Annotated in this window: 22 protein-coding genes; 9 read left to right on the top strand and 13 right to left on the bottom strand. The window is 62.9% G+C overall.

Annotated elements, in window-relative coordinates:
• Nucleotides 1-140: 140 nt before the first annotated feature.
• The gene (locus tag FS320_RS09540; protein ID WP_152711161.1) at nucleotides 141-1,064 is read left to right on the top strand and encodes a methyl-accepting chemotaxis protein; all 924 of its coding nucleotides are present in this window, start codon (nucleotides 141-143) and stop codon (nucleotides 1,062-1,064) included.
• 60 nt (nucleotides 1,065-1,124) lie between these two features.
• Here FS320_RS09540 and FS320_RS09535 read toward each other — a convergent pair whose 3' ends face one another.
• Genes FS320_RS09535 through FS320_RS09525 form a run of 3 tightly spaced genes read right to left on the bottom strand, consistent with a single transcriptional unit; the run spans nucleotide 1,125 to nucleotide 5,108 of the window.
• On the bottom strand, nucleotides 1,125-2,210 hold the full coding sequence (locus tag FS320_RS09535; protein ID WP_152711159.1) for a siderophore-interacting protein: 1,086 nt from the start codon (nucleotides 2,208-2,210) through the stop codon (nucleotides 1,125-1,127).
• A gap of 29 nt (nucleotides 2,211-2,239) precedes the next feature.
• Nucleotides 2,240-4,207, bottom strand: a complete 1,968-nt coding sequence (gene fhuB, locus FS320_RS09530; RefSeq protein WP_152711158.1) for a Fe(3+)-hydroxamate ABC transporter permease FhuB — start codon at nucleotides 4,205-4,207, stop codon at nucleotides 2,240-2,242.
• Nucleotides 4,200-5,108 carry an iron-siderophore ABC transporter substrate-binding protein gene (locus tag FS320_RS09525; RefSeq protein WP_152711156.1) on the bottom strand — a complete coding sequence of 303 codons (909 nt, stop codon included), beginning with the start codon at nucleotides 5,106-5,108 and terminating at the stop codon, nucleotides 4,200-4,202. Before FS320_RS09525 ends, fhuB begins: the two co-directional genes overlap by 8 nt.
• Nucleotides 5,109-5,697: 589 nt before the next feature.
• Here FS320_RS09525 and FS320_RS09520 point away from each other — a divergent pair.
• The 3 genes from FS320_RS09520 to FS320_RS09510 are packed head-to-tail and all read left to right on the top strand — an operon-like array spanning nucleotide 5,698 to nucleotide 10,517.
• Entirely contained in the window at nucleotides 5,698-7,878 is a 2,181-nt protein-coding gene (locus tag FS320_RS09520) for a TonB-dependent siderophore receptor (protein ID WP_162002899.1), read from the top strand.
• A gap of 32 nt (nucleotides 7,879-7,910) precedes the next feature.
• On the top strand, nucleotides 7,911-8,738 hold the full coding sequence (locus FS320_RS09515) for an ATP-binding cassette domain-containing protein (protein WP_244627054.1): 828 nt from the start codon (nucleotides 7,911-7,913) through the stop codon (nucleotides 8,736-8,738).
• A gap of 57 nt (nucleotides 8,739-8,795) precedes the next feature.
• The gene (locus tag FS320_RS09510) at nucleotides 8,796-10,517 is read left to right on the top strand and encodes an ABC transporter ATP-binding protein (RefSeq protein ID WP_152711154.1); all 1,722 of its coding nucleotides are present in this window, start codon (nucleotides 8,796-8,798) and stop codon (nucleotides 10,515-10,517) included.
• Between the two features lie 17 nt (nucleotides 10,518-10,534).
• Here FS320_RS09510 and FS320_RS09505 read toward each other — a convergent pair whose 3' ends face one another.
• The 10 genes from FS320_RS09505 to FS320_RS09460 form a co-directional block, all read right to left on the bottom strand.
• Nucleotides 10,535-11,002 (bottom strand): opioid growth factor receptor-related protein, encoded by a 468-nt coding sequence (locus FS320_RS09505; protein WP_152711152.1) that lies wholly within the window; start codon nucleotides 11,000-11,002, stop codon nucleotides 10,535-10,537.
• A 45-nt stretch (nucleotides 11,003-11,047) separates the two neighbouring features.
• Nucleotides 11,048-11,899, bottom strand: coding sequence for a sulfite exporter TauE/SafE family protein (locus tag FS320_RS09500; protein ID WP_152711150.1), 852 nt, complete (start codon nucleotides 11,897-11,899; stop codon nucleotides 11,048-11,050).
• A gap of 79 nt (nucleotides 11,900-11,978) precedes the next feature.
• Nucleotides 11,979-12,704: a DUF1028 domain-containing protein gene (locus FS320_RS09495; RefSeq protein ID WP_152711148.1), complete on the bottom strand. Its 726-nt coding sequence runs from the start codon at nucleotides 12,702-12,704 to the stop codon at nucleotides 11,979-11,981.
• 12 nt (nucleotides 12,705-12,716) lie between these two features.
• Nucleotides 12,717-14,510 carry a gamma-glutamyltransferase family protein gene (locus tag FS320_RS09490; protein ID WP_152711146.1) on the bottom strand — a complete coding sequence of 598 codons (1,794 nt, stop codon included), beginning with the start codon at nucleotides 14,508-14,510 and terminating at the stop codon, nucleotides 12,717-12,719.
• 27 nt (nucleotides 14,511-14,537) lie between these two features.
• Nucleotides 14,538-15,413, bottom strand: a complete 876-nt coding sequence (locus tag FS320_RS09485; RefSeq protein ID WP_152711145.1) for an ABC transporter permease — start codon at nucleotides 15,411-15,413, stop codon at nucleotides 14,538-14,540.
• A complete protein-coding gene (locus FS320_RS09480; protein ID WP_152711143.1) occupies nucleotides 15,410-16,357 on the bottom strand; it encodes an ABC transporter permease in 948 nt (315 codons plus the stop codon). Before FS320_RS09480 ends, FS320_RS09485 begins: the two co-directional genes overlap by 4 nt.
• A 77-nt stretch (nucleotides 16,358-16,434) precedes the next feature.
• Nucleotides 16,435-17,934 carry an ABC transporter substrate-binding protein gene (locus FS320_RS09475; RefSeq protein WP_152711141.1) on the bottom strand — a complete coding sequence of 500 codons (1,500 nt, stop codon included), beginning with the start codon at nucleotides 17,932-17,934 and terminating at the stop codon, nucleotides 16,435-16,437.
• 41 nt (nucleotides 17,935-17,975) lie between these two features.
• Complete coding sequence (locus tag FS320_RS09470) at nucleotides 17,976-19,076, bottom strand: ABC transporter ATP-binding protein (protein ID WP_152711138.1); 1,101 nt, start codon at nucleotides 19,074-19,076, stop codon at nucleotides 17,976-17,978.
• Nucleotides 19,073-20,107 carry an ABC transporter ATP-binding protein gene (locus FS320_RS09465; RefSeq protein ID WP_162866269.1) on the bottom strand — a complete coding sequence of 345 codons (1,035 nt, stop codon included), beginning with the start codon at nucleotides 20,105-20,107 and terminating at the stop codon, nucleotides 19,073-19,075. Before FS320_RS09465 ends, FS320_RS09470 begins: the two co-directional genes overlap by 4 nt.
• A 16-nt stretch (nucleotides 20,108-20,123) precedes the next feature.
• Nucleotides 20,124-20,891, bottom strand: coding sequence for a FadR/GntR family transcriptional regulator (locus FS320_RS09460; RefSeq protein ID WP_152711135.1), 768 nt, complete (start codon nucleotides 20,889-20,891; stop codon nucleotides 20,124-20,126).
• Between the two features lie 333 nt (nucleotides 20,892-21,224).
• Between FS320_RS09460 and FS320_RS09455 the strand changes: the two genes are divergently transcribed.
• The 5 genes from FS320_RS09455 (at nucleotide 21,225) to FS320_RS09435 (ending at nucleotide 26,547) form a co-directional block, all read left to right on the top strand.
• On the top strand, nucleotides 21,225-21,833 hold the full coding sequence (locus tag FS320_RS09455) for an ANTAR domain-containing response regulator (RefSeq protein WP_152711133.1): 609 nt from the start codon (nucleotides 21,225-21,227) through the stop codon (nucleotides 21,831-21,833).
• A 37-nt stretch (nucleotides 21,834-21,870) separates the two neighbouring features.
• Nucleotides 21,871-23,133, top strand: a complete 1,263-nt coding sequence (locus tag FS320_RS09450) for a CmpA/NrtA family ABC transporter substrate-binding protein (protein ID WP_152711132.1) — start codon at nucleotides 21,871-21,873, stop codon at nucleotides 23,131-23,133.
• A gap of 393 nt (nucleotides 23,134-23,526) precedes the next feature.
• Nucleotides 23,527-24,819 carry a CmpA/NrtA family ABC transporter substrate-binding protein gene (locus FS320_RS09445; protein ID WP_152711130.1) on the top strand — a complete coding sequence of 431 codons (1,293 nt, stop codon included), beginning with the start codon at nucleotides 23,527-23,529 and terminating at the stop codon, nucleotides 24,817-24,819.
• A gap of 18 nt (nucleotides 24,820-24,837) precedes the next feature.
• The gene (gene ntrB, locus FS320_RS09440; protein ID WP_152711128.1) at nucleotides 24,838-25,740 is read left to right on the top strand and encodes a nitrate ABC transporter permease; all 903 of its coding nucleotides are present in this window, start codon (nucleotides 24,838-24,840) and stop codon (nucleotides 25,738-25,740) included.
• A 12-nt stretch (nucleotides 25,741-25,752) separates the two neighbouring features.
• Nucleotides 25,753-26,547, top strand: coding sequence for an ABC transporter ATP-binding protein (locus tag FS320_RS09435; RefSeq protein ID WP_152711126.1), 795 nt, complete (start codon nucleotides 25,753-25,755; stop codon nucleotides 26,545-26,547).
• Nucleotides 26,548-26,684 lie beyond the last annotated feature (137 nt).

Genomic DNA, 26,684 nt, shown 5'->3' with positions numbered 1-26,684 from the left:
CTGCCATCGCCCCGGTCATCCCATCCCGTCCCGGCCAACGCGTTCCCCACGTTCCAGATCTCGCCGCGGTGAAAGAAACGCAACCGATCAGCACGTCCGCGCTACCAAATAGGCCCCGAAACAAACTCTGGTGAATAGGAATGGTTAGAAGCGCGCTGATCGCCCAGAGACAGGCAGGTGAGGCTGCTGCTCGAGAGCAGGAGGTGAAGACCCGCCGTGCCCAGATGCTGGACAAGCTCACGCAGCACTTTGAGTCGAAGGTTTCGACCCTGACGCATCGCCTGTCCGTTGCTGCATCGCATCTGGAGGCGACCGCTCAGTCCATGACGTCGGTCGCCGACAAGGCGACCCACCAATCCGTGGGCGTCGCTTCCGCCTCGCAGCAGACTTCCGCGAATGTGCAGACGGTTGCGGCGGCCACGGAGGAGCTGTCCATCTCCATTCGTGAGATTGCTTCGCAGGTGGCTCAGTCGTCCAGCATTGCCGAGCGCGCCGTGGTCGATGCCCAGCGTACGAACGGCATCGTGCAGATGCTCGCAGGCTCCGCCGAGAAGATCGGCCACGTGGTTCAGCTCATCAACAGCATTGCGTCCCAGACCAACCTCCTGGCGCTCAACGCCACAATCGAGGCCGCCCGGGCGGGAGAGGCCGGTAAGGGCTTTGCGGTCGTCGCTTCGGAGGTGAAGGAACTCGCCAACCAGACCTCTCGGGCGACCGACGAAATCTCGGCTCAGATCGCCAGCGTGCAGCAGGTGACAGCCGAGGCCGTACAGGCCATCCAGGCGATTGCCGGTACCATCGGCGAGATGTCCCAGATCTCGGTGACGATCGCGGCGGCCATGGAAGAGCAGGGTGCGGCTACGGCCGAGATCTCCCGCAATGTGCAGGAAGCGGCCCGCGGCACAGAGGTCGTCACGGGCAGCATTGGAGAGGTTCGTCAGGCAGCCGGCGACACAGGTGCCGCGGCATCCCAGGTGCTTTCGGCGGCTCAGGAGCTTGCGCGGCACACCGCCAGCCTTGGACAGGAGGTCGACTCCTTCCTCTCCGGAGTCAAAGCCGCGTAATTCAGGGTATCGACTGAAAATGAAAAGAGCCGTAGGGGAACTGCCCCCTGCGGCTCTTCTTTAATGTTCGACCTGATCGGCCGTATGGCCTGCACGCCAATATGCAACGACCTGATGCTCCGAGGTCGGGACCTTCCACTCCTTGCGCAAGAGCTTCTTCAGGCATCGGCAGCTTTTCTGCTCGCAGCCGGCCCAGATGAAGCGGCGCGCCTGGTCCGACGGCATGGCAATCCCACGGACGGCATCCTCGAGCAGGGACGTCGTTCCTGCCGGCGCTCCGTTCCGGTACATCCAGCGGATGTCCAGTGCGGCGGCTGAGCGAAGAGGCTGCTCCTCGCTCGCATCGGCCACCTCGAGCAGGACGGTGGCTCTGCATTCGGCCGGGAGCTCCGCTAGGATGCGGCTGATAGCCGGAAGCGCCGTTTCATCGCCGGCAAACAAGTACCAGTCGGCAGCCGGAAGGTCACCACCGCCGGGTCCCATCACTCCGACGATGTCTCCGGAGCGTGCCTGCTGGGCCCAGGTCGAGCCGGGCGTGTTGTCACCTTCGTGCAGGACGAAATCGATATCGATCTCACCGCGCTCTACATCGAGTTCGCGGATAGTATAGATCCGCATCACTGGCCGATCCTCTCCCTTCGACCAGACGGGCCGTCCGTCCTCACCCATCACCGGCCATTGTGGTGCAATACCGGGCTTTGGAGGAAACAGGAGGCGGACATGCATGCCGCCGATGGCAAAGCGCGCCAGATCCGCTCCCTTGAGCCTCACCTTGCGCATACGGGGCGTGATGTTGGTCGCGCGGACGACGTGCATTTCGCGGAAGTAGGGAAGCGGCGCTCCGGCAGCGCCATCGCCAGACCAGGCAATGCGAGGTGTCTCGCCCTCGACAAAACCCAGGATATGCTCCGCGAGGCTCCACTTGACGTAAGCAAGTCCTGTCGCGTCGGTCCCTTCGGCACGAAGGTAGAGAGTGTCGTCATCGGCCTCGACCGATGCAATGCCATAATCGAATTCCACTCGAGCCGAGCGCTCGGACCGATCCACCTTGCCGTGTTCGATGAAATGATCGCAGAGTTTTTCCATCATTTGGATGGGGCCAGCGAGGGTAACCCTCGCTTCGGCGCGAAGGATGGGTGATGTCATCGTATGTTCCATGGACAATGGCGCTCCATCTATCGGTTTCGACGTAAAAGCCAGATCAGATACGGTCCGCCGATGAGCGAGGCGAAAAGACCCAGCGGGAGTTGATAGGGAAAGGAGACGATCCTGGAGAGCCAATCGGCTCCTGTCATCAGTCCCGTCCCGATCAGGATTGCAGCCAGCAGCTGGTGATGGGCACGACCGAAGCCGAGCAGCCGCGCCATGTGGGGAGCGACAAGCCCGACAAAGCTCAAAGGTCCGACGATGATCGAGGCCGCAGCCGTCAAGCCTGCGGCAAACAGGGTGAGGGTCATCCAGCTGATCTGGAGCGGCAATCCCACAGCTCGCGTCTGATCGGCTCCCAGAGGCAGAATTTCGAGCCAGCGCGTCATGAGAGGCAGCAGTCCCAGCAGGACCAACGCCACCGCACCTGCGACCGAGGCTTCCGTCCACGTGACTTGATTGGTCGAGCCGCTGATCCAGGCCAGAAGCTGGAAGGCGCGTGCATCGCCCGTGATCATGGCGGCGTTGACCAGAGCGCTGCAGAGAGCCCCGGTCGCCAGCCCTCCAAGCAGGAGGCGCTCCGAGTTTCTCTCCTGCCGCCCGGCCACCGAGAGAAGTGCGATCAGGGCGATCAGGACGCCGACCGTGGCACCGATCAGCCGTGTGCCCATAGTCGGCGCAGGAAATGTGAAGAGCACGGCAGCGAGACCAACTCCGGCACCGGCACTGACGCCCAGCACTTCCGGGCTCGCGAGAGGATTGTTGGTCATCCGCTGCAGGATCATTCCAGCCGCTGCCAGCATCGCTCCGGCCGCGGCTGCCGCGGCGATGCGTGGTGCGCGGAACGGGAAGAGGTCGTCAAGAAGCTGTCCTGTTGCCACACTCCAGCCATCCGGTCCGCGCCCAATGAGCAGCGCCAGCACGATCATGCCCATGACAAGAAGGAGGATCGCGAGGAACGGGAGGTGTGGTCGAGCAATCCGTCGCGCAGGTGAGGGCGGCATCGATACGGATGCTTGGCCGGCGAGCCGAAGGCGTGGGAGCAGATAGAGGAGCAGAGGTCCACCGAGCAGCGCCGTGGCGGCTCCTGTAGGCACGATCTCCGCCGATCCACCGGCCGCAAGCTGCACGAGGCCATCCGTGAGCCACAAGATGGGGGCTCCGATGAGCGGCGCTGCCACAAAGGTGTCCTTCTGACTGCGCGCGCCGCACAGCCGGGCGAAAGTTGGGGCTGCCAACCCGATGAAGCCGATCACTCCGACTTCCGCCGTGATGGTCGTGGCGAGCCAAACGGCGACGGCGAGCGCCAGGAGGCGCAGGGACAGGAGACTGACCCCAAGGCTGCGCGCGCTCGCGTCATCGAGGCTTAGGATCTCCAGCGGACGGATCAGGAGGAAGGCTGCGATAACGGAGATGGATAGCGTGAGCGCAATCGTCTGAGCGTGATCCCAGCCCTGCTGAGTGAGCGAACCGCTGCCCCAGATGAGAAGGGACATCATGTATTCGCCATTCGCGAGGATCAGAGCCGCGCTTAAAGCCATGGCGATCAAGGAAACCACCATGCCGGCGAGGACGAGGGTGATCGGCTCGAGCCCACGCTTCCAGGTGAGGGAAAGGAGAATGGCAACGACCGCCAGCCCTCCGAACAGCGCGACGGTCTCGCGTGCGGTATCCATGAGCGCCGGTGCAAATAAGGTGGCCGCGGTCATGGCGAATTGCGCACCCGCCGAGATGCCGAGCGTCGACGGATCCGCGATAGGGTTGCGCAGGACCTGCTGCAACAAGGCACCGGACAATCCGAGCGCTGCTCCGGAGAGCAGCGCGACCGCGGCGCGGGGAAGAACGCTGTTGAGAAGAAGGATGCGATTGAGATCGAAGCCCTGACCGCCTGATAACGGAAACAGGTTCAGGACCTGATACCAGCATAGACCCATGGCGACGGCAGCCGTCAGAAGCCATGCGAGCACGGATGGCCTTTCCGTCATTGCCCTAACCATGCGTCGGGGCTCCGAGCTTGGAGAACGCTTCCGCCAGCACTCGAGCGAAGCGCCTTGCGGCGGGAAGCGCACCGAAGGGATTGACCGGTGGAAGCGTCACGACGCGCCCGTCGCGAACGGCCGGAAAGGCCTTCCACAACGGACTATTCGCGAGAGTGCTGTGCGCATCCGGTGGAACCGGAGAGATGATGACGATCGACGCCTCGGGCTCCTCCGCGAGAGCTTCGAGAGGGATTGGCGCGGCCGCTGCATAGCTGGTGGCTTTCGGCCAGGCATTCCTGAAACCGAGGCGCTGGAGAACGTCGCCGAACATGCTATCGGCGCCGAAGACCCTGAAGTGGCGTGCATCGCCGAGATTGATCAGGAAAACGGGCCGCATCGCCCTGTCGGCGAGGCGCCGGGTCGCCTGTGCGATCTCAAGGGACGATGCCTCCACATAGGCCTGCGCCTGTTGCTTGCGTCCGAGATACTCACCCAGAGCGATGGTGATCTGCTCGGCCGAGGCGTAGGGGGGGCGACCCGGTTCGTAGATCGAATAGGACGCGACGGGCGCGATCCGTTCGAGGCTGTCCTGCACCCATGAAAACCAGCGCGAGCTGATGATCAGATCGGGATTGGAGAGACGCAGCATTTCGAAATTCGGAGAGCCGCGAAGGCCGAGATCCGCAACTTGCGTTGGCACATGCGGTTCGACTGCAATCTTCCGAAACTGCACGAGTTCGGTCGCAGCGGCAGGCACGACATCCAGGGCGAGCAAGGTCTCGAACATGGCCCAATCGACGACCGCAATCCGCTGATGCGGGTTCGCCTGAGCTTGGCCGATGAAGGAAGAGCCGATTGCGCCTCCAAGAAAGCTGCGCCGGGTCAACGCGAATGCATTTCGTGCGGAATAAGGTTGCATTGGCTTTCGACGTACCAGGAGAAGATCCTTGAGGTCTCTCTATAATGGACAATTTATACTTATGGTATGGCCACTAATACTATGCATTATCCTTCTTGGAACAAAGATCGATTGGCTGCCGCCTTCGATCAATGTTTGTCGTGCGGGACTCCAACATCATCGGTCGTCTAGAGCGGGTTGATGAACCGTGGACGCCATTGCGTCAATAGATTTCTCTCGAAAGTGCAATCACTGCATAAACTTAGAATGTTTCCAAAAATTGCTGCTCAAAAGCGGGGCGAGGCAATCTTCATTAGAGCGGCTTCTTGCGTCACGCCTGAAGCACTCGCCGGTGCGCGCTGTGCAGCCCGTGGATCATACAATCGCTCTCTCATCTTATAAAGAGTAAGTGTCAGCTTACATGAATTATAAAGAATGCATCCACGGATTATAACGATTTTAAACTGCAGTTTAGAGTAATTAGAAAACATATTTCTTGATTGAACCCAGGGGAAACCCTAGTCAGTGACCCCGACCAGCAATCCGCCGATTGCACGCGCATGTGAGGTTTCAGCAGACCTCCGTGGGATTGAAAGCCTTGGGGACATTCATGAATCGTCGTTATGTATTGAGTATGGGAGTGAGCTTGGTCTCGCTGGCCGTGATGGCGGCATCGAGTGGGCAATCCTTGGCTCAGACACAGCCTGCGTCCGGTGAGATTTCGCTGGAAACCGTCACTGTCGAAGGGCTAGGCGGCAACGCAACCGGGCCGGTCAACGGCTATGTTCCCAATCGCACGGCAACGGGATCCAAGACCGACACGCCCATCGAGGAGATTCCGCAATCGGTTTCGGTGATCGGTCGCGAGGCGATCGAAGACCGGCAGGCGCAGAAGGTCGACGAGGCTCTGCGGTACACGGCCGGCGTCTTCGCGCAGCCCTATGGAGAGGATTCCGACACCGACTGGTTCTTCATCCGCGGCTTCGATGCCGGACAGACAGGTGTCTTCCTGAACAACCTGCCGCTTTATCAATATGGGTTCGGCGGGTTTTATATCGACCCGTTCGTTCTCGAACGGATCGAAGTGCTCAACGGGCCGACTGCCGCTCTGTATGGCGGCTCCGCGATCGGCGGCATCGTCAATCTCGTGAGCAAGCGCCCGACGACCGAGCCGCTTCGCTATGTCGAGACGGGCATCAACTCTTGGGGCAACGGTTATGCGGCCTTCGATTTCGGCGGAGCGCTCGACAAGGACAAGATCTGGTCCTACCGCTTGACCGGCAAAATGTCCGGCGGCGGCTGGGAGACGAAGGAAGCCGAGGATTTTCGTGGCGTCATTGCACCGGCCCTCACGTTCAGGCCCGATGCGGGCACCGAACTGACCGTGCTCGGATCCTACCAGAACATGGATCTGACCCACACGGGTGGCTTCCTGCCTTATATCGGAACGGTCGTTCCAGCGCCCTACGGCCGCATTTCGCGCGGGTTCTATTACAGCGAGCCCGATATCGATCTCTACCGCCGCGACCAGGCGATGATCGGCTATGAGTTCGAGCATGCCCTGAATGATATTTGGACGCTCAGACAGAACTTCCGCTACGCCCATACCGATTCAAAGGAGCGCGGTCCCTATCCCTACGGCTATCTCGACCCCGCGACAGGTTTTCCCGTGGCGACACCTGTCGCACCTGACTTCCTGCTTTACCGCATCGGTTTCAACCACCACACGGTGGTGAACACCCTGTCCATTGACAACCAGGCGGAAGCGAAGTTCGGAACTGGACCGCTGAATCACACTCTGCTCCTCGGCCTGGATTACAAGTACTACAACATCGATCAGATCCAAGCGTCCGGCGGCGGTACGCCGATCAGCCCCGTCAATCCAATTTATGGTGTGCCCCAGGGACCGACCGTTCCCTATCTCGATCAGGACCTGACCATGAACCAGATCGGGTTCTACGCTCAGGACCAGATCCGCTTCGGGGGCTGGATCGCAACGCTGAACGGACGATACGATCACGTCTCCACGAAGAGCACCGACAAGGCCGGAGCTGCCAATTTCAGCGACGAAGCCGGCGAGTTCAGCGGTCGCCTGGGACTGGGCTATGAGTTCGCCAACGGAATGACACCCTACGTCTCCGTGTCGCGCTCGTTCAATCCGGTCATCGGGTCCGATTTCTCCGGTCAAGGGTTCGAGCCCGAGACCGGACAGCAATATGAAGTCGGCCTCAAATACAAGCCGACATTCTTCGACGGTCTCATCACCGCCTCCCTGTTCGATCTGACGCGCCAGAATGTCCTGACCTCCGACCCTCAGCACCTATTCTTTGAGGCTCAGTTGGGTGAGGTCCGCTCTCGCGGCTTCGAGTTCGAAGCGCAGGCCAACATCACGGAAGGCCTGAAGGCAGTCGCCGCCTTCACTGCCTACGATATCGAAATCACAGAGGATCCCAATGCCGCACTCATCGGCAACCGCCCCAATGTGGTGCCGGAGATCCTGGCCTCCGGCTGGCTCGATTACACGGTCCAGGACGGTGCGTTCAAAGGGCTCGGCTTCGGCGCCGGCATCCGCTATGTCGGCTTCTCCTATGTCGACAACGAGAACACCTTGAAAGTCCCTGCGGCGACCGTGTTCGACGGCGCTATACGCTACACGCGCGATAACTTCACGGTGGCGCTCAACGTCAACAATCTCTTCGATAACGAATATGTCTCGTCCTGCGACACACAATACACCTGCAATTACGGCGCAGGACGTGTCGCGACCCTGAAGGCGAGCTACAAGTGGTGATGTGCGGAGCGCCGTCTCGAGGCGACGCTCTCATGTCCGTGCTGAAGTCCATGTCCACTGCTTCCAGTCCCCACCTTGTCGCCGAGGCTCCTCTGTTCGAATTGACGGATGTCAGTTTCGCGATTCCGGAGCGCACATTGCTTCATCCTCTGACGCTGTCCCTTCCGGGGCGGCGTGTGATCGGATTGATCGGCCACAATGGTTCGGGCAAGTCGACGCTGATCAAACTCCTGGCCCGCCAGCAGCCGGCATCCGGCGGCGGCATTGCTTTTGAGGGGAGGGCGCTGTCGGACTGGGGAGACCGGTCCTTCGCGAGACGGGTCGCCTATCTGCCACAGCAGACGCCGCCGGCGTCGGGCATGCTCGTCAAGGAACTCGTGGCGCTTGGCCGCTTTCCCTGGCATGGCCCGCTGGGGCGCTTCGGAACGACCGATCGCGAGAAGGTGGCTGAGGCCATGGCGCTCGCCGACGTGGAGCCTTTCGCCGACCGCCTCGTCGATACCCTCTCCGGCGGCGAACGCCAGCGGGTCTGGCTGGCGATGCTGGTGGCGCAGGATGCTCAGTTCCTGCTGCTCGACGAGCCGATTTCGGCACTCGACGTCACTCATCAGGTTGAGGTGCTGGCGCTCGTCCAGCGTCTCTCGCGAGAGCGCGGCCTCGGCGTGGTCGTCGTACTGCACGACGTCAACATGGCCTCTCGCTTCTGCGATGAGATCCTGGCGCTGCAGATGGGCCGGCTGATCGCCCGGGGCACGCCCGACGAGATCATGACGCCAGATCAGCTGGAGGCCATCTACGGCATTGCCATGGATGTCATCCCGCATCCCGTCACCGGCCAGCCCGTCAGCTTCGTCCGTTGAGCCCGTTTCCAAGCTCCCGCTTGCCCTCACCGGCAGCCGGCAGTACCTAGTGCTGCCATGCGCTCCCTCCTCAAACGTTTCTTCGCGTATTATCAGCCTCATCGCGGCTTGTTCGTGCTGGACTTCTCGTGCGCCGTGGCGTCGGGCCTGCTCGAGCTCGGCTTTCCGATCGCCGTCAAGCTGCTCATCGATACCCTGCTTCCGACGAGCCAGTGGGGGCTCATCGCCTTGGCCTCGGCAATCCTGCTTGCCGTCTACGTTCTCACTGCCGGTCTGATGGCCACGGTGACCTATTGGGGCCACATGCTCGGCATCAACATCGAGACCGAGATGCGGCGCAAGGCCTTCGACCATCTCCAGAAACTCTCCTTCGGTTTCTTCGACAACCAGAAGACCGGGCATCTCGTGGCGCGCCTCACCAAGGACCTGGAAGAGATCGGCGAGGTCGCCCATCACGGGCCGGAGGATCTCTTCATCGCCGTGATGACGCTCGTGGGCGCATTCATCCTGATGTTCACGGTCAATATGAAGCTTGCCGTGATCACGGCGCTCGTGGTGCCGCTCACCGCTTGGCTGACGACGCGCTATGGCGGCCGCATGACACGCAATTGGCAGGCTCTTTATGGAAAAGTCGGAGATTTCAACGCTCGAATCGAGGAAAACGTCGGCGGAATCCGCGTGGTTCAGGCCTTTGCCAATGAGGATCACGAACGGCGCCTGTTCGCCGCCGATAACCAGGGCTATCGCAAGACGAAGCTCGAAGCCTACAAGATCATGGCAGCTTCGACCTCGCTGAGCTATCTCAGCATGCGCCTGATCCAGATGGTCGTCATGGTCGCGGGCAGCTATCTGGTGCTCAAAGGGGAACTCAGCGCAGGTGGCTTCGTAGGCTTCCTGCTTCTCGTCGGCGTCTTCTTCCGGCCGATCGAGAAGATCAATTCGGTCATCGAGACATATCCGAAGGGCATCGCCGGTTTCAAGCGCTACATGACGTTCCTCGACACGCGTCCGGATATCGCGGACCGTCCCGGCGCGAGGGACGTGGGCAAGCTCAAAGGCGACATTCAGTATAAAAACGTCGAGTTCGGCTATGCCGCGGAGCGCAACATCCTCAAGGGTCTCGACCTGACGATCCGCGCCGGCGAAACCATCGCCTTCGTCGGCCCATCCGGGGCGGGCAAGACCACGATCTGCTCGCTCCTGCCTCGCTTCTATGAGGTCGACGGCGGCGCAATCACGATCGACGGAATCGACATCCGGGATATGACTCTCCGCTCCCTGCGCAGCCAGATCGGCATCGTGCAGCAGGATGTGTTCCTGTTCGCAGGCACCATCCGCGAGAACATCGCCTATGGCCGGCTCGAGGCCACCGAGGGTGAAATTCTGGAGGCTGCCCGCAGGGCCCGACTCGACGAGGTGATCGCCTCCCTGCCGGCGGGCCTCGATACGATCATCGGAGAGCGGGGCGTCAAGCTCTCGGGAGGTCAGAAGCAGCGCCTCGCCATCGCGCGGATCTTCCTCAAGAACCCGCCGATCCTGATCCTCGACGAGGCCACATCGGCCCTCGATACGGAAACCGAGCGGGCGATCCAGCAGGCCCTTGCCGAGCTGTCGAAGGGGCGCACGACACTCGTCATCGCCCATCGCCTCGCCACCATCGTGAACGCGGACCGGATTGCCGTGATCGACCGCGGCGTGATTGTGGAGCAGGGCGACCACAAGGAGCTTCTCGCTACCAATGGAATTTACAAGCGGCTGAGCGAGGCGCAGTTCGCCTGAGGCAAAGACCTGACGAGTCAGGTGCCTGCGGCGTCTGCCCAGTACTCAAGGCTGCGCGCGTTGACGGGCAATCCTGCTGCGTCATTCAGTTCAAGGACAGCATTGTGAAAGCGCCGAGCTTCCTCCGGTCCGGTGAGAATTCTCAGGCTATGGATGATCCGGGTGATCCGCAGGTGGTTATGGTCATACGAGCGGAGCCACCAACGCGTATCTCGATAGAACCTTAGCATCCGCCCGGCTGCCCGCTTGAGCGTGTCCTGTGCGCTCGGATCAGCCCTGACCGCGTCGATCTCGGCCTGCGTCAGTATCGGAGCTCCAGGCTGAGCGCCGCTGCGGGTCGGACGCGGAAACAGCCACTGGATGTAGTCGTGCACCTCTTCCAGCGGCTCGTCGGGAAAGCCGAGCACATCGGCCGCAAGACGTCCCCGGCTGTCGCGCCCGGTTCCGGCAAGAAAAGCATGGAGAGGTCCCGCCGATGATGCCATTGCCGTGCCTCCGCTTGGGGCGTCAGTTTAAGGCTGTTCGTGCGCTTAGGCGATGAGGCTTGCGGCGAAGCGGGCGCAGACGAGGAGGAGGAAGATGCCGAAGGCGACCTCGAGCCTGCGCTTCGAGAGCCGGTGGGCCAGCCGTGCGCCGATGGGCGCCATCCAGGTGCTGGTGGGGATGAACAGGACGAAGCCGAGGAGCGAGATGTAGCCCAGGGCCAAGGGCGGCTGGAAGGCGATCACGTTCGGGTAATCGGCCATGTGCGGCCAGCCGGCATAGATGTAGCCGAGCGCCCCGGGGATCGAGATCAGGATGCCGAGACCCGACGAGGTCGCCACCGCCTGATGGATCGGGCGGTTGTAGAAGGTCATGAACAGGTTGGAGAGCTGGCCGCCGCCGATGCCCATGAGGGCCGAGAGGATGCCGATGATCCAGCCATAGGCCACCATGATGGGCTTGGCCGGCATGTCGAGGCCGAAGCGCCAGGTGTCCTTGCCGAAGAGCAGGCGGATGGCCGAGAGGCCGGCCACGACCACAAACACGGCCTTGAACAGGTCGGCCGGGGCATAGCGGGCGATGATGCTGCCGAGGATGACGCCGAGCACCACAGGCACGGCCCAGACCCGCAGGATGGTCATGTCGACGGCGCCCTTGGCCCGGTGAGCGTTGAAGGAGCGGATCGAGGTCGGGATGATGATGGCCAGCGAGGTGCCGACGCACAGCGGCATGCGCACCTCCTCGGGCACCTCGAGGATGCGGAAGAGCTCGTAGAGGATCGGCACGGCGACCGCGCCGCCGCCGACGCCGAAGACGCCGGCGAGCAGGCCGGTGATCGCGCCGGCAGCCAGCAGCGCCACAACGAGCCACGCCAGATCAAACAGGGGGATGCCAAACATCGGAATGTCCATCAAAAGGAAGCAGATCGCCGTAGGATCTTTTCAATCCCGCGGCAAGTGAGACTGTTGCAGGATTGTCCTACCGCGAGGTGCGTCTCTCATGCTGCGCCTGATATTCACGCGCCTTCTCGTCGATCCAGGATCGATCCGTGATGCCGCCGGGATTGGCGCGAGTCGCCATGGCATCCATGAACGCGAGAAAGCGCTCATGAGCGACGCCGTAGAGCCGGCGAATCTCATCCAGAGGCTCGGGGTGATCGTCGACGCGCAGGTCGAGCATGGGATAGGGCTCGTCGCGCCAGATCTTGATGGCGGCGGATTGCTTTCCGCGCTTGTCGCCACCCTCGGCCTGCCCCGCATCGAGCGCACTCATGAGACGATCCGCGAAGGGCAGATCCATGCGCTGCTTGTAGGTCTCGAGCGTCGCCTCGATCACTGCAGGACCCGCCAGCATGTTGCCGGCAACGGAGACACCCTCATCCGTCAGGTGACCGCACCAGTCGATGCAGTCCTGGCCCGTATGGGCCGCGGTGCGACCATCACGGGCGATCACATGGAGCTGGCGGGAGCCGCTGCCCGGATCTTGGGCCGTGACGATCGCGACGATGTCCTCGGCGCTGCGTCCCTCCGCCAGGAGCCGAATGCCATCCGGGCCGTAAAGGGGGTTGACGAGCGCCTGGGTGGCAAGAGCACCGACCCGTGCCGCGCCGTGGGGGCAAAGCGCTCCCACGGCGAAGAACTTCGTGGTCACCGCAACGCCGAAGGCGCCGGTCTCAGGATCCTTGGCGATGATCGACCAGGTCATGGTTCCTGCTCCTCAACGACCGACCGCATAGGCCTGCATGAGGCGCGGCGTGGCGGCGCCGTGCAGCAGCCCATCCTTGTCGCGGCTTGCCGCCACGAGGCGACCGACCGTCCAGGCGGGCGCAACCTCGACGTCGTGACCGCGCCTGCGCAGATCGTCGAGCACCTCAGCGCCATAGGTCTCCTCCGCCATGAGATGGCCGGGCTTCTGCTCGCGCGGATAGAACGAGGAGGGGAAATGCGCCGTATGCGACATCGGCTGGTCGATGGCTTCCTGCAGGTTCAGGCCATGATGGGCATGGCGCAGGAACAGCAGAAGCTGCCATTGCTCCTGCTGGTCGCCGCCCGGTGAGCCGAAGACCATGTAGGGTTCGCCGTCCTTCTCGGCGAGAGTCGGCGTGAGGGTGGTGCGCGGACGCTTGCCCGGAGCCAGGCTCGCCGGCAGATTCTCTTCGAGCCAGAACATCTGGGCGCGGGAGTTGAGCATGAAGCCGAGTTCCGGAATGACCGGCGAGGATTGCAGCCATCCACCGGAGGGCATGGCGGCGATCATGTTGCCGAAGCGGTCCACCGCATCGATATGCACTGTGTCGCCGCGGCGTGCGGAGCGCATAGAGGCGAGCGTCGGCTCGCCGCCCGTCACTTCCCGGTTCTTTGTCGAGAGATTGCGCAGGGCCTCAAGTGTGCGTTCCACCTGAGCCTCGTAGCCTTCGATGCGGCCGGGGCGGAGCTCAAACGATGCCTTGTCGCTAATGAGCTTGCGGCGCTCGTCGTTATAGGCATCCGATAGCAGGGTCTCGATGGGGACGTCGACGAAATCCGGATCACCGTAATAGGCCTCGCGATCGGCGAAGGCGAGCTTCTTAGCCTCGACAATGGTGTGGACGAACTCCGCGCTGGTCGGGCCCATGGCGGCGAGGTCGAAGTCCTTCAGCAAAGCCAGCGTCTGCAGGAAGACGGGACCCTGGCCCCAGGGCCGGATCTTGTTCACCCGGTAATTATGATAGTCGTAGGTCTGCGGAGCGTCGTAGCTTGCGGACCACTTCGCCATGTCGTCCGCGGTGAGCACGCCACGATGGCGCGAACCGCTTTGATCCATGACTTCCGTCTTGCGCACGAAGGCGTCGATGGCCTCGGCCACGAAGCCCTTGTAGAAGGCATTGCGCGCCGCCTCGATCTGAGCCTCGCGGTCGCCGCCCTTGGCTTCTCCCTCGCGGAGGATACGCTTCCAGGTGTCGGCAAGCTGCGGGTTGCGGAGGAGCTGGCGGGGCTTGGGGACCTCGCCGCCGGGCAGGAAGACGCTAGCAGAGGTTGGCCATTCGGTCTCGAAGAATTCCTTCAGGCCCTTGATGGTGTCCGACACGCGCGGCAGCAGGGGATGCCCCTGCTCGGCATAGTAGATGGCAGGTTCCAGCACGTCTCTCAGCGAGAGAAGGCCATGGTCGCGCAGCAGCAGCATCCAGGCATCGAAAGCGCCGGGCACGACGGTGGCGAGCATGCCGTTGCCGGGAATGAGCTTGAGGCCCTCGTTCTTGTAATGGGCGATGGTGGCGCCTTTCGGAGCCGTGCCCTGGCCGCAGAGAACTTCGATCTTCTTGGTCTTGGCCGAGTAGAACACCGCAGGCACTTCGCCGGACGGACCCACCAGATGCGGTTCGACGACCTGCAGCACGAAAGCGGAGGCGACGCAGGCGTCAAAGGCATTGCCGCCTTTTTCGAGCATCGACATGCCGGCCGCGGAGGCGAGCCAGTGGGTCGAGGTGACGATGCCGAAGGTGCCGAGGATCTCTGGCCGAGTCGTAAACATATATCTTATCCGAAGTTGGTGTTATTGTTACTGTTCGCGAGGATCGAGCGCATCGCGCAGGCCGTCGCCGAGAAGATTGAAGCCGAGCACGATCAGGAAGATCGCCGAGCCGGGGAAGATCGACATCCAGGGAGCCTGGTCCATGAAGTTCTTGGCCGTGTTGAGCATGGAGCCCCAGGATGGGTTCGGCGGCTGCTGGCCGAGGCCGAGGAAAGACAGGCTTGCCTCTGCGATGATGGCGGTCGCGATGGTGAGAGTGCCCTGAACCAGGATCGGCGGCAGGACATTTGGGAACACATAGCGCACCAGGATCCAGAAATCGGGCAGCCCGATGGCGCGCGCGCCTTCCACGTAATCCTCCGCCTTCACCGTCAGCACCTGTCCGCGGGTGAGGCGGATGAAGATGGGCATGGCGGACAGACCGATGGCGATCATCGCGTTGGTGAGGCTGGGCCCGAGGAAGGCCGCGAGCGCGATGGCGAAGATGAGGAAGGGGATCGCCAGCATGGCATCGGTCGCGCGGGAGATCGCAGCATCGATCCAGCCGCCGAAATAGCCGGCGACGAGGCCGAACGGCACGCCGAGCACGATGGCGATCGTCACCGAGACCACGCCGGCCATGATGGAGGCGCGTGCTCCCCAGAGCATGCGGGAGAGAAGGTCACGTCCGAGTTCGTCGGTACCGAACCAGTACAAAGCCGACGGCGCCTTCCGGATGCTGGTGAAACTCGGCTTGATCGGATCGTACGGCGCGAAGTATGGACCGACGAGGGCGACGAGGACGAAGAACAGGACGATGGCGCCGCCGAGCACGGCGCTCCTGTTCTTCAGGAACTTGGCAAGGACGCGGCTGCGCTTCTTCGGCAGCGCGACCTCGTCGGCAATAGCGGCTGTGGCGGTCATGCGGCGTGCCTCAGGCGGGGATTGACGAGAACGTAAAGGACGTCGGCGAGGAGATTCATGAAGATGAAGCCGATGGCCGTGCAGAGCACGACGCCCTGCACCACCGCGTAGTCACGATTGAACACCGCATCGACGATGAGCTTGCCGAAACCCGGGATGGTGAAGATCTGCTCCGTGAGCACGGCGCCGGCCAGCAGCTCGCCGAAGAGCAGGGTGGAAAGTGTCACGATGGGCACGAGCGCGTTGCGCAGGGCGTGCTTCAGAATGACCTTTCTCGACAGAAGCCCTTTGGCTCGAGCCGTGCGGATATAGTCGGACCGCATCACGCCGAGCATGGCGCTGCGGGTATGGCGCATCAGGCTCGCGGCCAAACCCGTGCCGAGCACGAAGGCCGGCATGAGCATCGTCTTGATGTTGAGCCACAGGTCCTCGGTCGGCGGCACATAGCCGGAGGCGGGCAGGAGCTGCCAGCGCACCGAGATCAGCATGATGAGCATGATGCCGAGCCAGAAATTGGGAATGGACAGGCCCGAGAGGGCGATGACGTTGGCGGTGTAGTCGACCGCCGTTCCCTTCTTCACGGCCGAGATGATGCCGGCGGGTATGCCGATGGCGAGCGCAACGATCATCGCCATGATGGCCAGTTCCAAGGTCACGGGCAGCTTGCTGAGGATCAGATCGAGAACCGGGATGTCGGTGCGCAGCGAGATCCCGAGATTGCCTGTCAACGCGGATCCGATCCAGGCGAAATACTGAACCGGGATGGGGTCATCCAGGCGATACTTCTCGCGCAGGTAGGCGAGCACCTGCGGGTCGCGTTCCTCGCCCGCCATGGTGAGAACCGGATCGCCGGGCAGGAGCTTCTGCAGGGCGAAGACGAGAAGCGACACGATGATCAGCGTCGGGATAGCAATCAGTATTCGTCGTCCGATATAGCGCAGCATCAGCTCGTGGAACCCACATCATAGAAGGGCAGGGGCGTGCCCGGTCATTCAACCGGGCACGCAGCTTCTTGGTCGTCTCAGGAGGCGAACTTCACGCCCTTCAGACGGATCATGCCGTCCGGGTAGGGCTTGAAGTTCTGGACCTTCTTCGTGTGAACGAAGGGCCAGGGCTGGTAGTAGGTGTAGATGATCGGCAGATCCTGCTTCAGGATTTCCTGCGCGGCGTCGTAGAGCTGCTTGCGCTTGGCCTCGTCATTGGTGATGCGGGCGTCGTTCAAGAGCTTGTCGACCTGCTCGTTGCAGTAGCGGCCGTCGTTCAGGGCGCCCTTGCAGGTGACGAACGGATGGATGTTGCCGTCGGGGTCGACGCGGCCGGACCAGCCGATCACGTTCACGTCGAAGTTGCCAGCCTGGGCTTCTTTCTGCATGGCGGCGAACTCGGTCGGGCGCAGCGAGATGTCGAATCCTGCCTCGGCGGCCATCGCCTGGATGATCTCGGCGATCTGCTGAGCCGTCGTTCCGGTGCCGAAAGTCAGCTCGAGCTTCACCCGGTCGACACCGGCCTCTTTCAGGAGCTGCTTGGCCTTGGCGACGTCACGCTCGGTGGCCTTGAACTTCGGGTTGTTGTAGGGGCTCGCTTCCGGGAACGGCTGACCTGCGGGCGGATAGATTCCCGCGCCGACCACTTCGTTGATGACATTGCGGTCGATGGAGAGCTCGAGGGCCTGACGGACGCGCTTGTCCTGACCGAGCGGGCTCTTGGCGCGCTCACCATTGTTGGTGTTGATGGTCAATCCCTGGTAGCCGATGCCGGAAACCGGCGCGAAGACCAGGTTGGAATCGCTCTTCGCCGCCGGAACGTCGCTCGGGGCCAGACGCTCGATGAGGTCGAGGTTGCCGGAGCGCAGGTTGGCAAGACGCACGGTCGTGTCCGGAATGGGTTGGAACACGATGCGCTCGAAGTTGAAGTTCTTGGCGTCCCAATGATCGGCGAACTTTTCCAGAACAATGCGATCGTTCTGGACGCGCTCGACGAACTTGTAGGGACCCGAGCAGACCGGCTTCTGGCCAAAATCGGCGGAGGCGAGCGCCTTCGGCGACATGATCATGCCGGCGCGGTCGGAGAGCTGGGAGAGCAGGGTCGCGTCGGCGCGGGAGAGATTGACCTTGACGGTCAGGTCGTCGACGGCCTCGACATTGTCCACCGAGGTCAGCTCGCTCTTGCGAAGGCTATCCGGCAGCGTGCGGGCGCGGTCGATATTGGCCTTCACGGCAGCCGCATTCAGCGGCTCGCCGTCATGGAACTTCACGCCCGGGCGCAGCTTGAAAGTCAGCGACTTGCCGTCGTCGCCCCATTGCCATTCGGTGGCGAGTTCAGGCGTGAACTTCAGATCGGGCGTGATGTCCACGAGCTTGTTGCAAAGCGACGTGAACACGATGCGTCCGACGAAGGTGCGTGCGCGGTGCGGATCGAGCACATCGGGATCTTCGTTCAGGCCGATGCGCAGGGTTTGTGCAGAGGCCGCGGTGGTCATCATGAGCCCGGCGGCCAAGGCAAGGAGCAGTCTCTTCTTCATTCTGTCGTCCTCCAATCATCCTCTGGATGTCGTCTTCTGGTTCAAGGGCTCGTCGCGACGGGCTTATCCTGCCGTTCGCGCCAAGTTCGGTAGAGCGCAAGACGCTTGGCGAGCGCAGCGCTCGGGGGCGGCGCGCTGATGGAGCCGGCGCCCGCTCCCTGGATCTCGCGCCAGAAATGGCAGGCTACCTGCCGACCACCGGGCGCTGTTTCAAGAGCAGGATGCTGCTCCTTGCACACCGCACGGGCATGGGGGCAGCGGGTATGGAAGCGGCAGCCGGACGGCGGCGCTGCCGGGCTCGGCACATCGCCCTGGAGCAGCGCCTTCGGCTGGCAGTTCGTCGGGCTCGGAACCGGGATCGCAGCGAGAAGAGCCTGGGTATAGGGATGCAGTGGATTGTCGAAGAGCGCATCCGTATCCGACAGCTCCACGATCTCGCCAAGGTACATCACCGCGACGCGGTCGCTCATGTGACGGATGACGGCAAGGTCGTGCGCCACGATAACGAGGGTCAGGCCGAAGCGGCCCTTCAGGTCCTCGAGCAAGTTGATGATCTGCGCCTGGATCGAGACGTCCAGCGCCGAAACCGGCTCATCGCCGACAATCAATTTCGGGTCACCGGCAAGCGCCCGAGCGATACCGATCCGCTGGCGCTGGCCGCCGGAGAACTCGTGCGGATAGCGATCCGTATGGGTCGGCAGCAGGCCGACCGTCCGCATGAGATCGGCCACGCGCTCGCGCTTCTCCCGTCCCGCGGCAAGATTATGCAGCCAGATGGGCTCGGCAATGATGTCGCCCACATTCATGCGCGGGTTGAGTGAGGCGTAGGGATCCTGGAAGATGATCTGCAGCTCGCGCCGCAGCTTCCGCAACTCGCTCTTGTCGAGCTTCAGGATCGAACGCCCCTCATAGCGCACGTCGCCCTCGGTGGCCTCGATCAGGCGCAGCAGAAGGCGGCCCAAGGTGGACTTTCCGCAGCCGGACTCTCCCACGACGGCGAAGGTCTCGCCGCGCCGAATGCCGAGGGACACGCCGTCAACGGCGCGCACGACGGTGGGCGATGAGAGCAGGCCGCCGCTGCCGAAATGCTTCTTGAGACCGACGCCTTCGAGAATGATGTCGTCCGGGGGCATCACGCTCATAGGTCGGCTCCACGATGAAGTTCGAGAGGGGCGTACCAGCAGCGTGCCCGATGGCCGGGCTTGATCTCCGCGAGTGGCGGTGGATCGTTGGCGCAATGGCTGTCGGAGAACGGGCAGCGCGGCGTGAAGCGGCAACCCTTGGGCATCAGTTCCGCCGGCGGAACTGTGCCGCGGATCGTGGCGAGCCGACCCTGACGACGGCCGAGCGACGGGACTGAACCCATGAGTCCGATGGTATAGGGATGCTGCGGATCCTCGAAGATCGCATCGACCGGACCACTCTCGACCACGCGTCCCGCATACATCACCGCAACCTCGTCCGCGACTTCCGCCACCACGCCGAGATCGTGGGTGATAAGGATCATGGCGGTCCCGGTCTCCTCCTGCAGACGGCGGATGAGAGTGAGGATCTGCGCCTGAATCGTCACGTCGAGGGCCGTCGTCGGCTCGTCGGCGATCAGGAGCTGCGGATCGTTGGCAAGCGCCATGGCGATCATCACGCGCTGGCGCATGCCGCCGGACATCTCGTGCGGATAGGCACGCAGACGCTTCTCGGGTGCGGGAATACGCACCTTCTTCAGCATCTCGAGGGTCCGCTCCATGGCCTCGGCCTTCGACACCTTGCGATGGCGGACGATGCCCTCCGCGATCTGGTCGCCGATGGTGAAGGCCGGGTTGAGCGACGCCATCGGCTCCTGGAAGATCATCGCTATCCGATCTCCCCGCAGGTCCGCCCGCTCGCGCTCGGTGAGCGTCAGCAGATCCTGACCATCGAACAGGGCCGAGCCTGAGACGATCCGTGCCGGCGGTGTCGGCAGAAGTCCCATGAGGGCCAGCGAGGTCACGCTCTTGCCGCAGCCGGATTCGCCGACGATGCACAGAGTTTTGCCCTTGCTTACGGAGAAGGATACGTCGTCGACCACGTTCACGCCCTTGGGCGCGCCATCGAAGCGGACCGAGAGCCCTTCAACATTGAGCAACGGCGGCTCGGCGGCCAACCCGACCTTGCCCGGATTGCGAGTGCCGGTCATTGATTGCTGTGCTGCCTCAAGTCCCATGGAGACGCTGATCCTCGGTGTTTTCAGATATTGCCGCATCTGGATCCCTGCCGTCGGGCAGGGGGCTCGTCATGACTTTCAGAAGCCCGTCGCGCACCAGCTCGAGGTGCTCGCGCATGGCTTCTTCCGCCGCATGGGCCTCGCGCTGGGCGATGGCTGCGATCACGCGCCGGTGCTGATCCACATAGGCCTGCTGACGGGCGCCTGAGCGGGCGCGCTCGCGCAGAAGCCGCCACGTGGCGTCCTGGCGGATTCGATCGACCATGTCGAAGATCGCCAGAAGAAGCGAGTTGTTGGCGACCTCTGCAATGGCGCGGTGCAGGGCGCTGTCCCAGAGCTCGCGGCCGTCCGCATCGGACATCGACGCGGTCTTGTTCGCCAGATGCAGAAGCCGCTCGATGTCGCCGTTCGAGGCACGCAGGGCTGCGAGCCGGGCCAGCGCCGGCTCGATCTCCAGGCGCACGTCCATGACCTCGAGCGGATTGGTCCGCTTGGACAGCTCCTCGAGATCGGCATGCGGCTCGGGCGGGCGGGGCCCGAGAAAGGTCCCCTTGCCCTGGTGGCGCCAGATCCGCCCTTCGGCCTCCAGCACCTCGAGAGCCCGCCGCAGCGCCCGCCGGCCGATGCCGATCTGCGCCGACAGGACTCGCTCCGACGGCAACCGCTGCTCCTTGTCGAAGGAGCTGTCCTCCAGGAGAGCCCGCAGCCGCCCCAGGGCGAAGTTCGAGCTGTCCAGCAATGGATCGGGGTTGGACATGAGATCCGGCTCCGTACGAACCAATCTTGCTGCTGGTCCTCAAGTCACGATCCATTGTTTCGTGACTCAAGGCCTCAACGAAACAAGGCTAGCCCAATGCTGAACCAATTTGCAACTGGTTCAGTGATGGTTCTCTGGTCAAACCTTGCCGGTTCAATGATCAGAAGGGCGAAGAGCGCAGGTATCGCCTCCTGCCAAGCCTTCGCCATATGCCTAAAGTTTACGCATCGAGGCGCCGGATTTCGGAAATCGCCAGGGGCTGGCGGCTTGGCCTGAAACTTGCTTCAAGTCTTCGGTAGTGGATCACCGTTCGCAGCGAGAGCTTTCAGGAATTTGACCAAAGACACACAACCCGGTCAGCGGCCTCTTCGCGTTGCGATCATCGAGGAAAACAGCATCAGGGCGGCCATTCTCCTCGATGGATTGCGGGAGGCCGGGATCCTCGACGTGGAGGTCATCGAGACGATGACCAACATGCTCCGGCGCCTGAGCACCGTCGATCCGGACGTGATCATCATCGGCATCGAGAACCCGAGTCGCGACGTCCTGGAGCAGATGTTCCAGGTCTCAAAGCTCGTGTCGCGTCCCGTGGCGATGTTCGTGGACCGCTCCGACGGATCCATGATCCAGGCTGCCGTCGAGGCCGGCGTTTCCGCCTATGTGGTCGATGGGCTGCGCAAGGAGCGGGTGAAGCCCATCGTCGATATGGCGGTGAGCCGCTTCAATGCGTTCGACCGCCTGCAGCGCGAGCTTCTGGAGGCACGCAGCGAACTGGCGTCCCGCAAGGTGATCGAGCGGGCCAAGGGCATTCTCATGAGAACCAGGCAACTCTCGGAGGAGGAGGCTTATGCCCTGCTTCGCCAGACCGCCATGAACGAGAAACGGAAGCTCGTCGACATCGCCCAGAGTGTCGTGACGGCAGCTTCCCTTCTGGAGAAATAAGCGCGTGTGGGATTTGAAAGAAGCGGGGAGCAGCCCCATGCATCAGGCTGGATCGGTGGATGACACTCCTTCGAAAAGGAAGGGACGTCCCGCGCCCGAGCGCCTGGTCCGCATCGGGTTCATCCCCCTCGTCGACATGGCCGTGCTGGTAGCCGCCGCCGAACAGGGCTTTGCACGACGAGAAGGCCTTCGCCTGCAGTTGATCAAGGATGTGTCGTGGTCCAACATCCGCGACCGTCTGGCGTTTCGTCAGTTCGACGCAGCTCAAATGCTGAGCCCGATGCCGATCGCATCGCAGCTCCATCTCGGATCCAACCCCTATCCCTGCTTCACGCCCTTCGCGCTCGGGCGCGGCGGCAACGCGATCACGCTTTCTGTGGAGCTTTATCGCGAAATGCAGGCTGTCGCGGGGCTTGATGGTTCCGAGGACGCGCTTACGAACGGCACGGCTCTGAATCAGGTGGTCGAGCGGAGAAGGCGGGCCGGTAGGAAGCCGCTCGTCTTTGCCATGACCTATCCCTTCTCCTCCCATAATTACGAGTTCCGCTTCTGGCTCGCGGCGGCAGGGATCAATCCCGACACCGACGTGACCATGACGATCGTGCCGCCTCCGCTCACGGTCGACGCCATGACCACGCGGGCCATCGACGGCTTTTGCGTCAATGCTCCCTGGAACATGATCGCCGTGGAAAAGGGTGTCGGGCGCATGGTGGCGACCAAGGCCGACATCTGGCCATCGGCTCCGGAAAAGGTGCTTGGCGTCAGCCCGGAATGGGCCAAAGAGAATCCTGAGACCCTGTCACGCCTCATCGTGGTGCTCGATGCCGCGGCCCGCTGGTGCGACGAGAGACGGAATCACAGCGCCCTGGCCGACATGATGTCGGATCCCGCCTATGTCGGCGTGCCGTCCGAGCTGATCCTGCGCCTGCTCTCCGGGCAACTGACCGTCGATCCCGACGGCCGAACACGGCAGGTGGAGAACTATCTGACGTTCCACGATCAGTCGGCGAACTTTCCCTGGATCAGTCAGGCCCTGTGGATCTACAGCCAGATGGTGCGCTGGGGACAGGTTGCCTATGACGTGGCAGGTCCGTCCCAGGTTCAGGCCGCCTATCGCCCAGACATGTACCAGGAGGTTCTCGGGAACTTGGGCCACTCCGCCCCGACGATCGACAGCAAGATCGAGGGTGTAGGACGGGAGAAGTTCATCGACGGGCGAAGCTTCGTGCCCGAGGACATTCCCGGCTACGTCGCAGGTTTCGACATCCGAAACGGGATCAATGCTTCGATTGCCGAATAGGCATTGCACCGCACATAACAAAGGCGTACTGCACAAATTATGACCTTGAGCAAGATATAGGCAGTCTATACCTTTTCTAAGTGAGAGACCGGCGGGACAATGATGTCCGAGCCACTCTCGACGATAGGCCGGTCAACGATGACAGGCCGTTGATGCCTCTCGAAAGGGGCGTTTCCCGACAACGACGTCGCTGGATCAGCTGTACCCGCATCGATGCGGAATTCAGTTCATCTCGCGGCGTTTTTTGCTTTTCGGCCGGCTCTGCATGAGCCGGCAACGGGCGGTCTGCGTCCGCGGTTGAGCCTCATGGCTTCCGGCAGATCGACCTCGACGAAGTTTCATTGACGCTCGTTCGGCGCACCGGCGCTTGGCGGCAGGAGCAGGGGAAGCACGATGCAGACACCGAAGATCACCCGCCGAGACGCGCTTCGCGGTGCCAGCGCCGCCTTGACGCTGGCTGCCGCGAAGGCGGCTTTCCCCGGCGGCGCTTTCGCGCAGAGTGCCGAGCCCGAGACGAGGACGGTCAAACTGGGCTACATCGCGCTCACCGATGCAGCCGCTCTGATCATCGCCAAGGAGAAGGGCTTCTTCACCAAGCACGGCTTGCCGGATGCTGAGGTGCTGAAGCAGGCCTCCTGGGGCGCGACCCGCGACAATCTTGTGCTGGGCTCGGAAGCCAACGGCATCGACGGCGCTCACATCCTGACCCCGATGCCCTACCTGATCTCGACCGGCAAGGTGACGCAGGGCGGCGTGCCGACCCCGATGTATATCCTTGCCCGCCTCAACCTCGATGCGCAGGCAATCTCCGTTGCCGCTGAATACAACGGTTTGAAGCTCGGGCTCGACTCATCGCCGCTGAAGGACGCCTTCGCCAAGAAACGTGCCGCGGGCGGCGATCCGAAAGTCGCCATGACCTTCCCGGGCGGCACGCACGATCTGTGGATTCGTTATTGGCTCGCAGCCGGCGGCATCGACCCCGACAAGGACGTGTCCACCATCGTGGTGCCGCCGCCGCAGATGGTCGCCAACATGAAGGTCGGCACCATGGATGCCTTCTGCGTCGGCGAGCCTTGGAATGCGCAGCTCATCAACCAGAAGCTCGGTTACACGGCGGCCAACACCTACGAGATCTGGAACAAGCATCCGGAGAAGGCCCTCGGTCTGCGCGCTGCCTGGGTGGACAAGCATCCGAAGGCGGCCCGCGCCCTGCTCATGGCCGTGATGGAAGGGCAGGCCTGGTGCGACAAGCTCGAGAACCGCGAGGAGATGTGCAGGATCGTCGGCACCCGCGCCTGGTTCAACGTTCCGGTCGCCGACATCCTGCCGCGCCAGAGGGGCGAGTACGACTACGGCATCGAGAGCAAGGTCGTGACGGACTCGCCGGGGATCATGAAGTTCTGGCGCGATCACGCCTCCTTCCCCTTCAAGTCGCACGACCTGTGGTTCATTGCCGAGAACATGCGCTGGGGCAAGTTCGAGACAAACACCGACGCCAAGGCCCTCGTCGACAAGGTCAACCGCTCCGATCTCTGGCGTGAGGCGGCGAAGACGCTCGGTATCGCCGCAAGCGACATTCCGGCCAGTGACAGCCGCGGCAAGGAGACTTTCTTCGACGGCAAGGTCTTCGATCCGGAAAACCCCCAGGTCTATCTCGCAAGCCTGCCCATCAAGCGCATTGCGTAACCGCCGGAGAACAGGCTCATGGTTCATTCCGCCCGCGTCGTCGCACTTCCCAATCCGAAGGCCGCACCGCCTGCCCAGCAGGCAGTGCTCCATCCGCTGGCGCCGAAGCCGGTCAGCGTTCTCTCCCGTGCCGTGCGCATCGGCACCGGCATCGCCACGCAACTAGCCCCGCCGGTTCTGACCATCGCGTTCCTGCTGATCCTCTGGCAGATCCTCGCTTCGAGCCCCACCTCGGCGCTGCCGAGCCCGCTGAAGGTGATCGACGAGAGCTGGGAGATCATCGTCAATCCCTTCAAGGTCGGCAACGGCATCGACCAGGGCCTCTTCTGGCACGTGTCGGCCTCTCTCGTGCGTGTCGGGTACGGCTATATCCTGGCGGCAATCGTCGGCATCGGAGTACGCGTCCTGCTCGGCCAGTCGACCCTCGCCATGCGCGGCCTCGATCCGGTGTTCCAGGTACTGCGCACCATTCCGCCGCTGGCCTGGCTGCCGCTTTCCCTGGCAGCCTTCCGCGACGGGCAGCCCTCCGCCATCTTCGTGATCTTCATCACGAGCGTGTGGCCGATCCTGATCAACACGTCGGTGGGCATCCGCAACATCCCGCAGGATTATCGCAATGTCGCCAAGGTCCTGCGCTTGTCGCCCATCGAGTTCTTCGCGCGCATCATGGTGCCGGCCACCGTGCCGCACATGTTCACGGGCCTTCGCATCGGCATCGGCCTGTCCTGGCTCGCCATCGTGGCGGCCGAGATGCTGATCGGCGGCGTCGGCATCGGCTTCTTCATCTGGGACGCGTGGAACTCGTCCCTCATCTCCGACATCATCGTGGCCCTGGTCTATGTGGGCGTGGTCGGCTTCGTGCTCGACCGCTCCATCGCGGCCATCGGCCATCTGCTCACCCGCGGCACTGCCGCGCAGTAGGGAGACGGCACCATGGCTTATCTCAAGATCGATCATGTCAGCATCTCCTTCCAGCGTGCCGGCGCCACGACCGAAGTGCTGCGGGATGTGAACCTCTCCATCGAAAAAGGCGAATACGTCTCGATCATCGGCCATTCCGGCTGCGGCAAGTCCACCGTGCTCAACATCGTGGCCGGCCTCCTGGAGCCGAGCCAAGGCGGGGTGCTCCTGGAAGGCAAGGCCGTGAGCGGACCGGGACCCGATCGCGCCGTCGTGTTCCAGAACCATTCGCTGCTGCCTTGGCTGACCGTGCGCGAGAACGTGGAGCTTGCGGTCAACAAGGTGTTCCGCGGCAGGAAGTCGAAGGCGGAGCGCCGGGACTGGACCCGCCACAATCTCGAGCTGGTGCACATGGCCCATGCCGAGAACAAGCGGCCACACGAGATCTCCGGCGGCATGAAGCAGCGCGTCGGCATCGCCCGGGCGCTCGCCATGGAGCCCAAGATCCTGCTGCTCGACGAGCCGTTCGGCGCTCTCGATGCGCTGACCCGCGCGCATCTCCAGGATCAGGTCATGGAGATCCACGGCCGGCTCGGCAACACGATCATCATGATCACCCACGACGTGGACGAGGCGGTGCTGCTCTCCGACCGGATCGTCATGATGACGAACGGTCCGGCAGCCACCATCGGCGAGGATCTGAGGGTCGATCTGGAGCGCCCCCGTCGGCGCCTCGAACTCGTCGGCAATTCCACCTACAACGATGCCCGTGCGGCCGTGCTGGAGTTCCTCTATGCACGCCACCGGGCTCCGACACTCGCAGCGTGAGGAGAGTGACGATGCCCAAGAAGCTGGTCGTCATCGGCAACGGCATGGCCGCCGGCCGTGCCCTGGAGGAACTGTTCGAGCGGGCGCCCGGCGCCTACGAGGTCACGATCTTCGGCGCCGAGCCGCGCGTGAACTAC

Source organism: Microvirga tunisiensis (assembly GCF_009296175.1).
GTDB classification, from domain to species: domain Bacteria; phylum Pseudomonadota; class Alphaproteobacteria; order Rhizobiales; family Beijerinckiaceae; genus Microvirga; species Microvirga tunisiensis.
The sequence above is the reverse complement of the archived record's forward strand: the minus strand, read 5'-3'. Positions and strand labels throughout refer to the sequence as shown.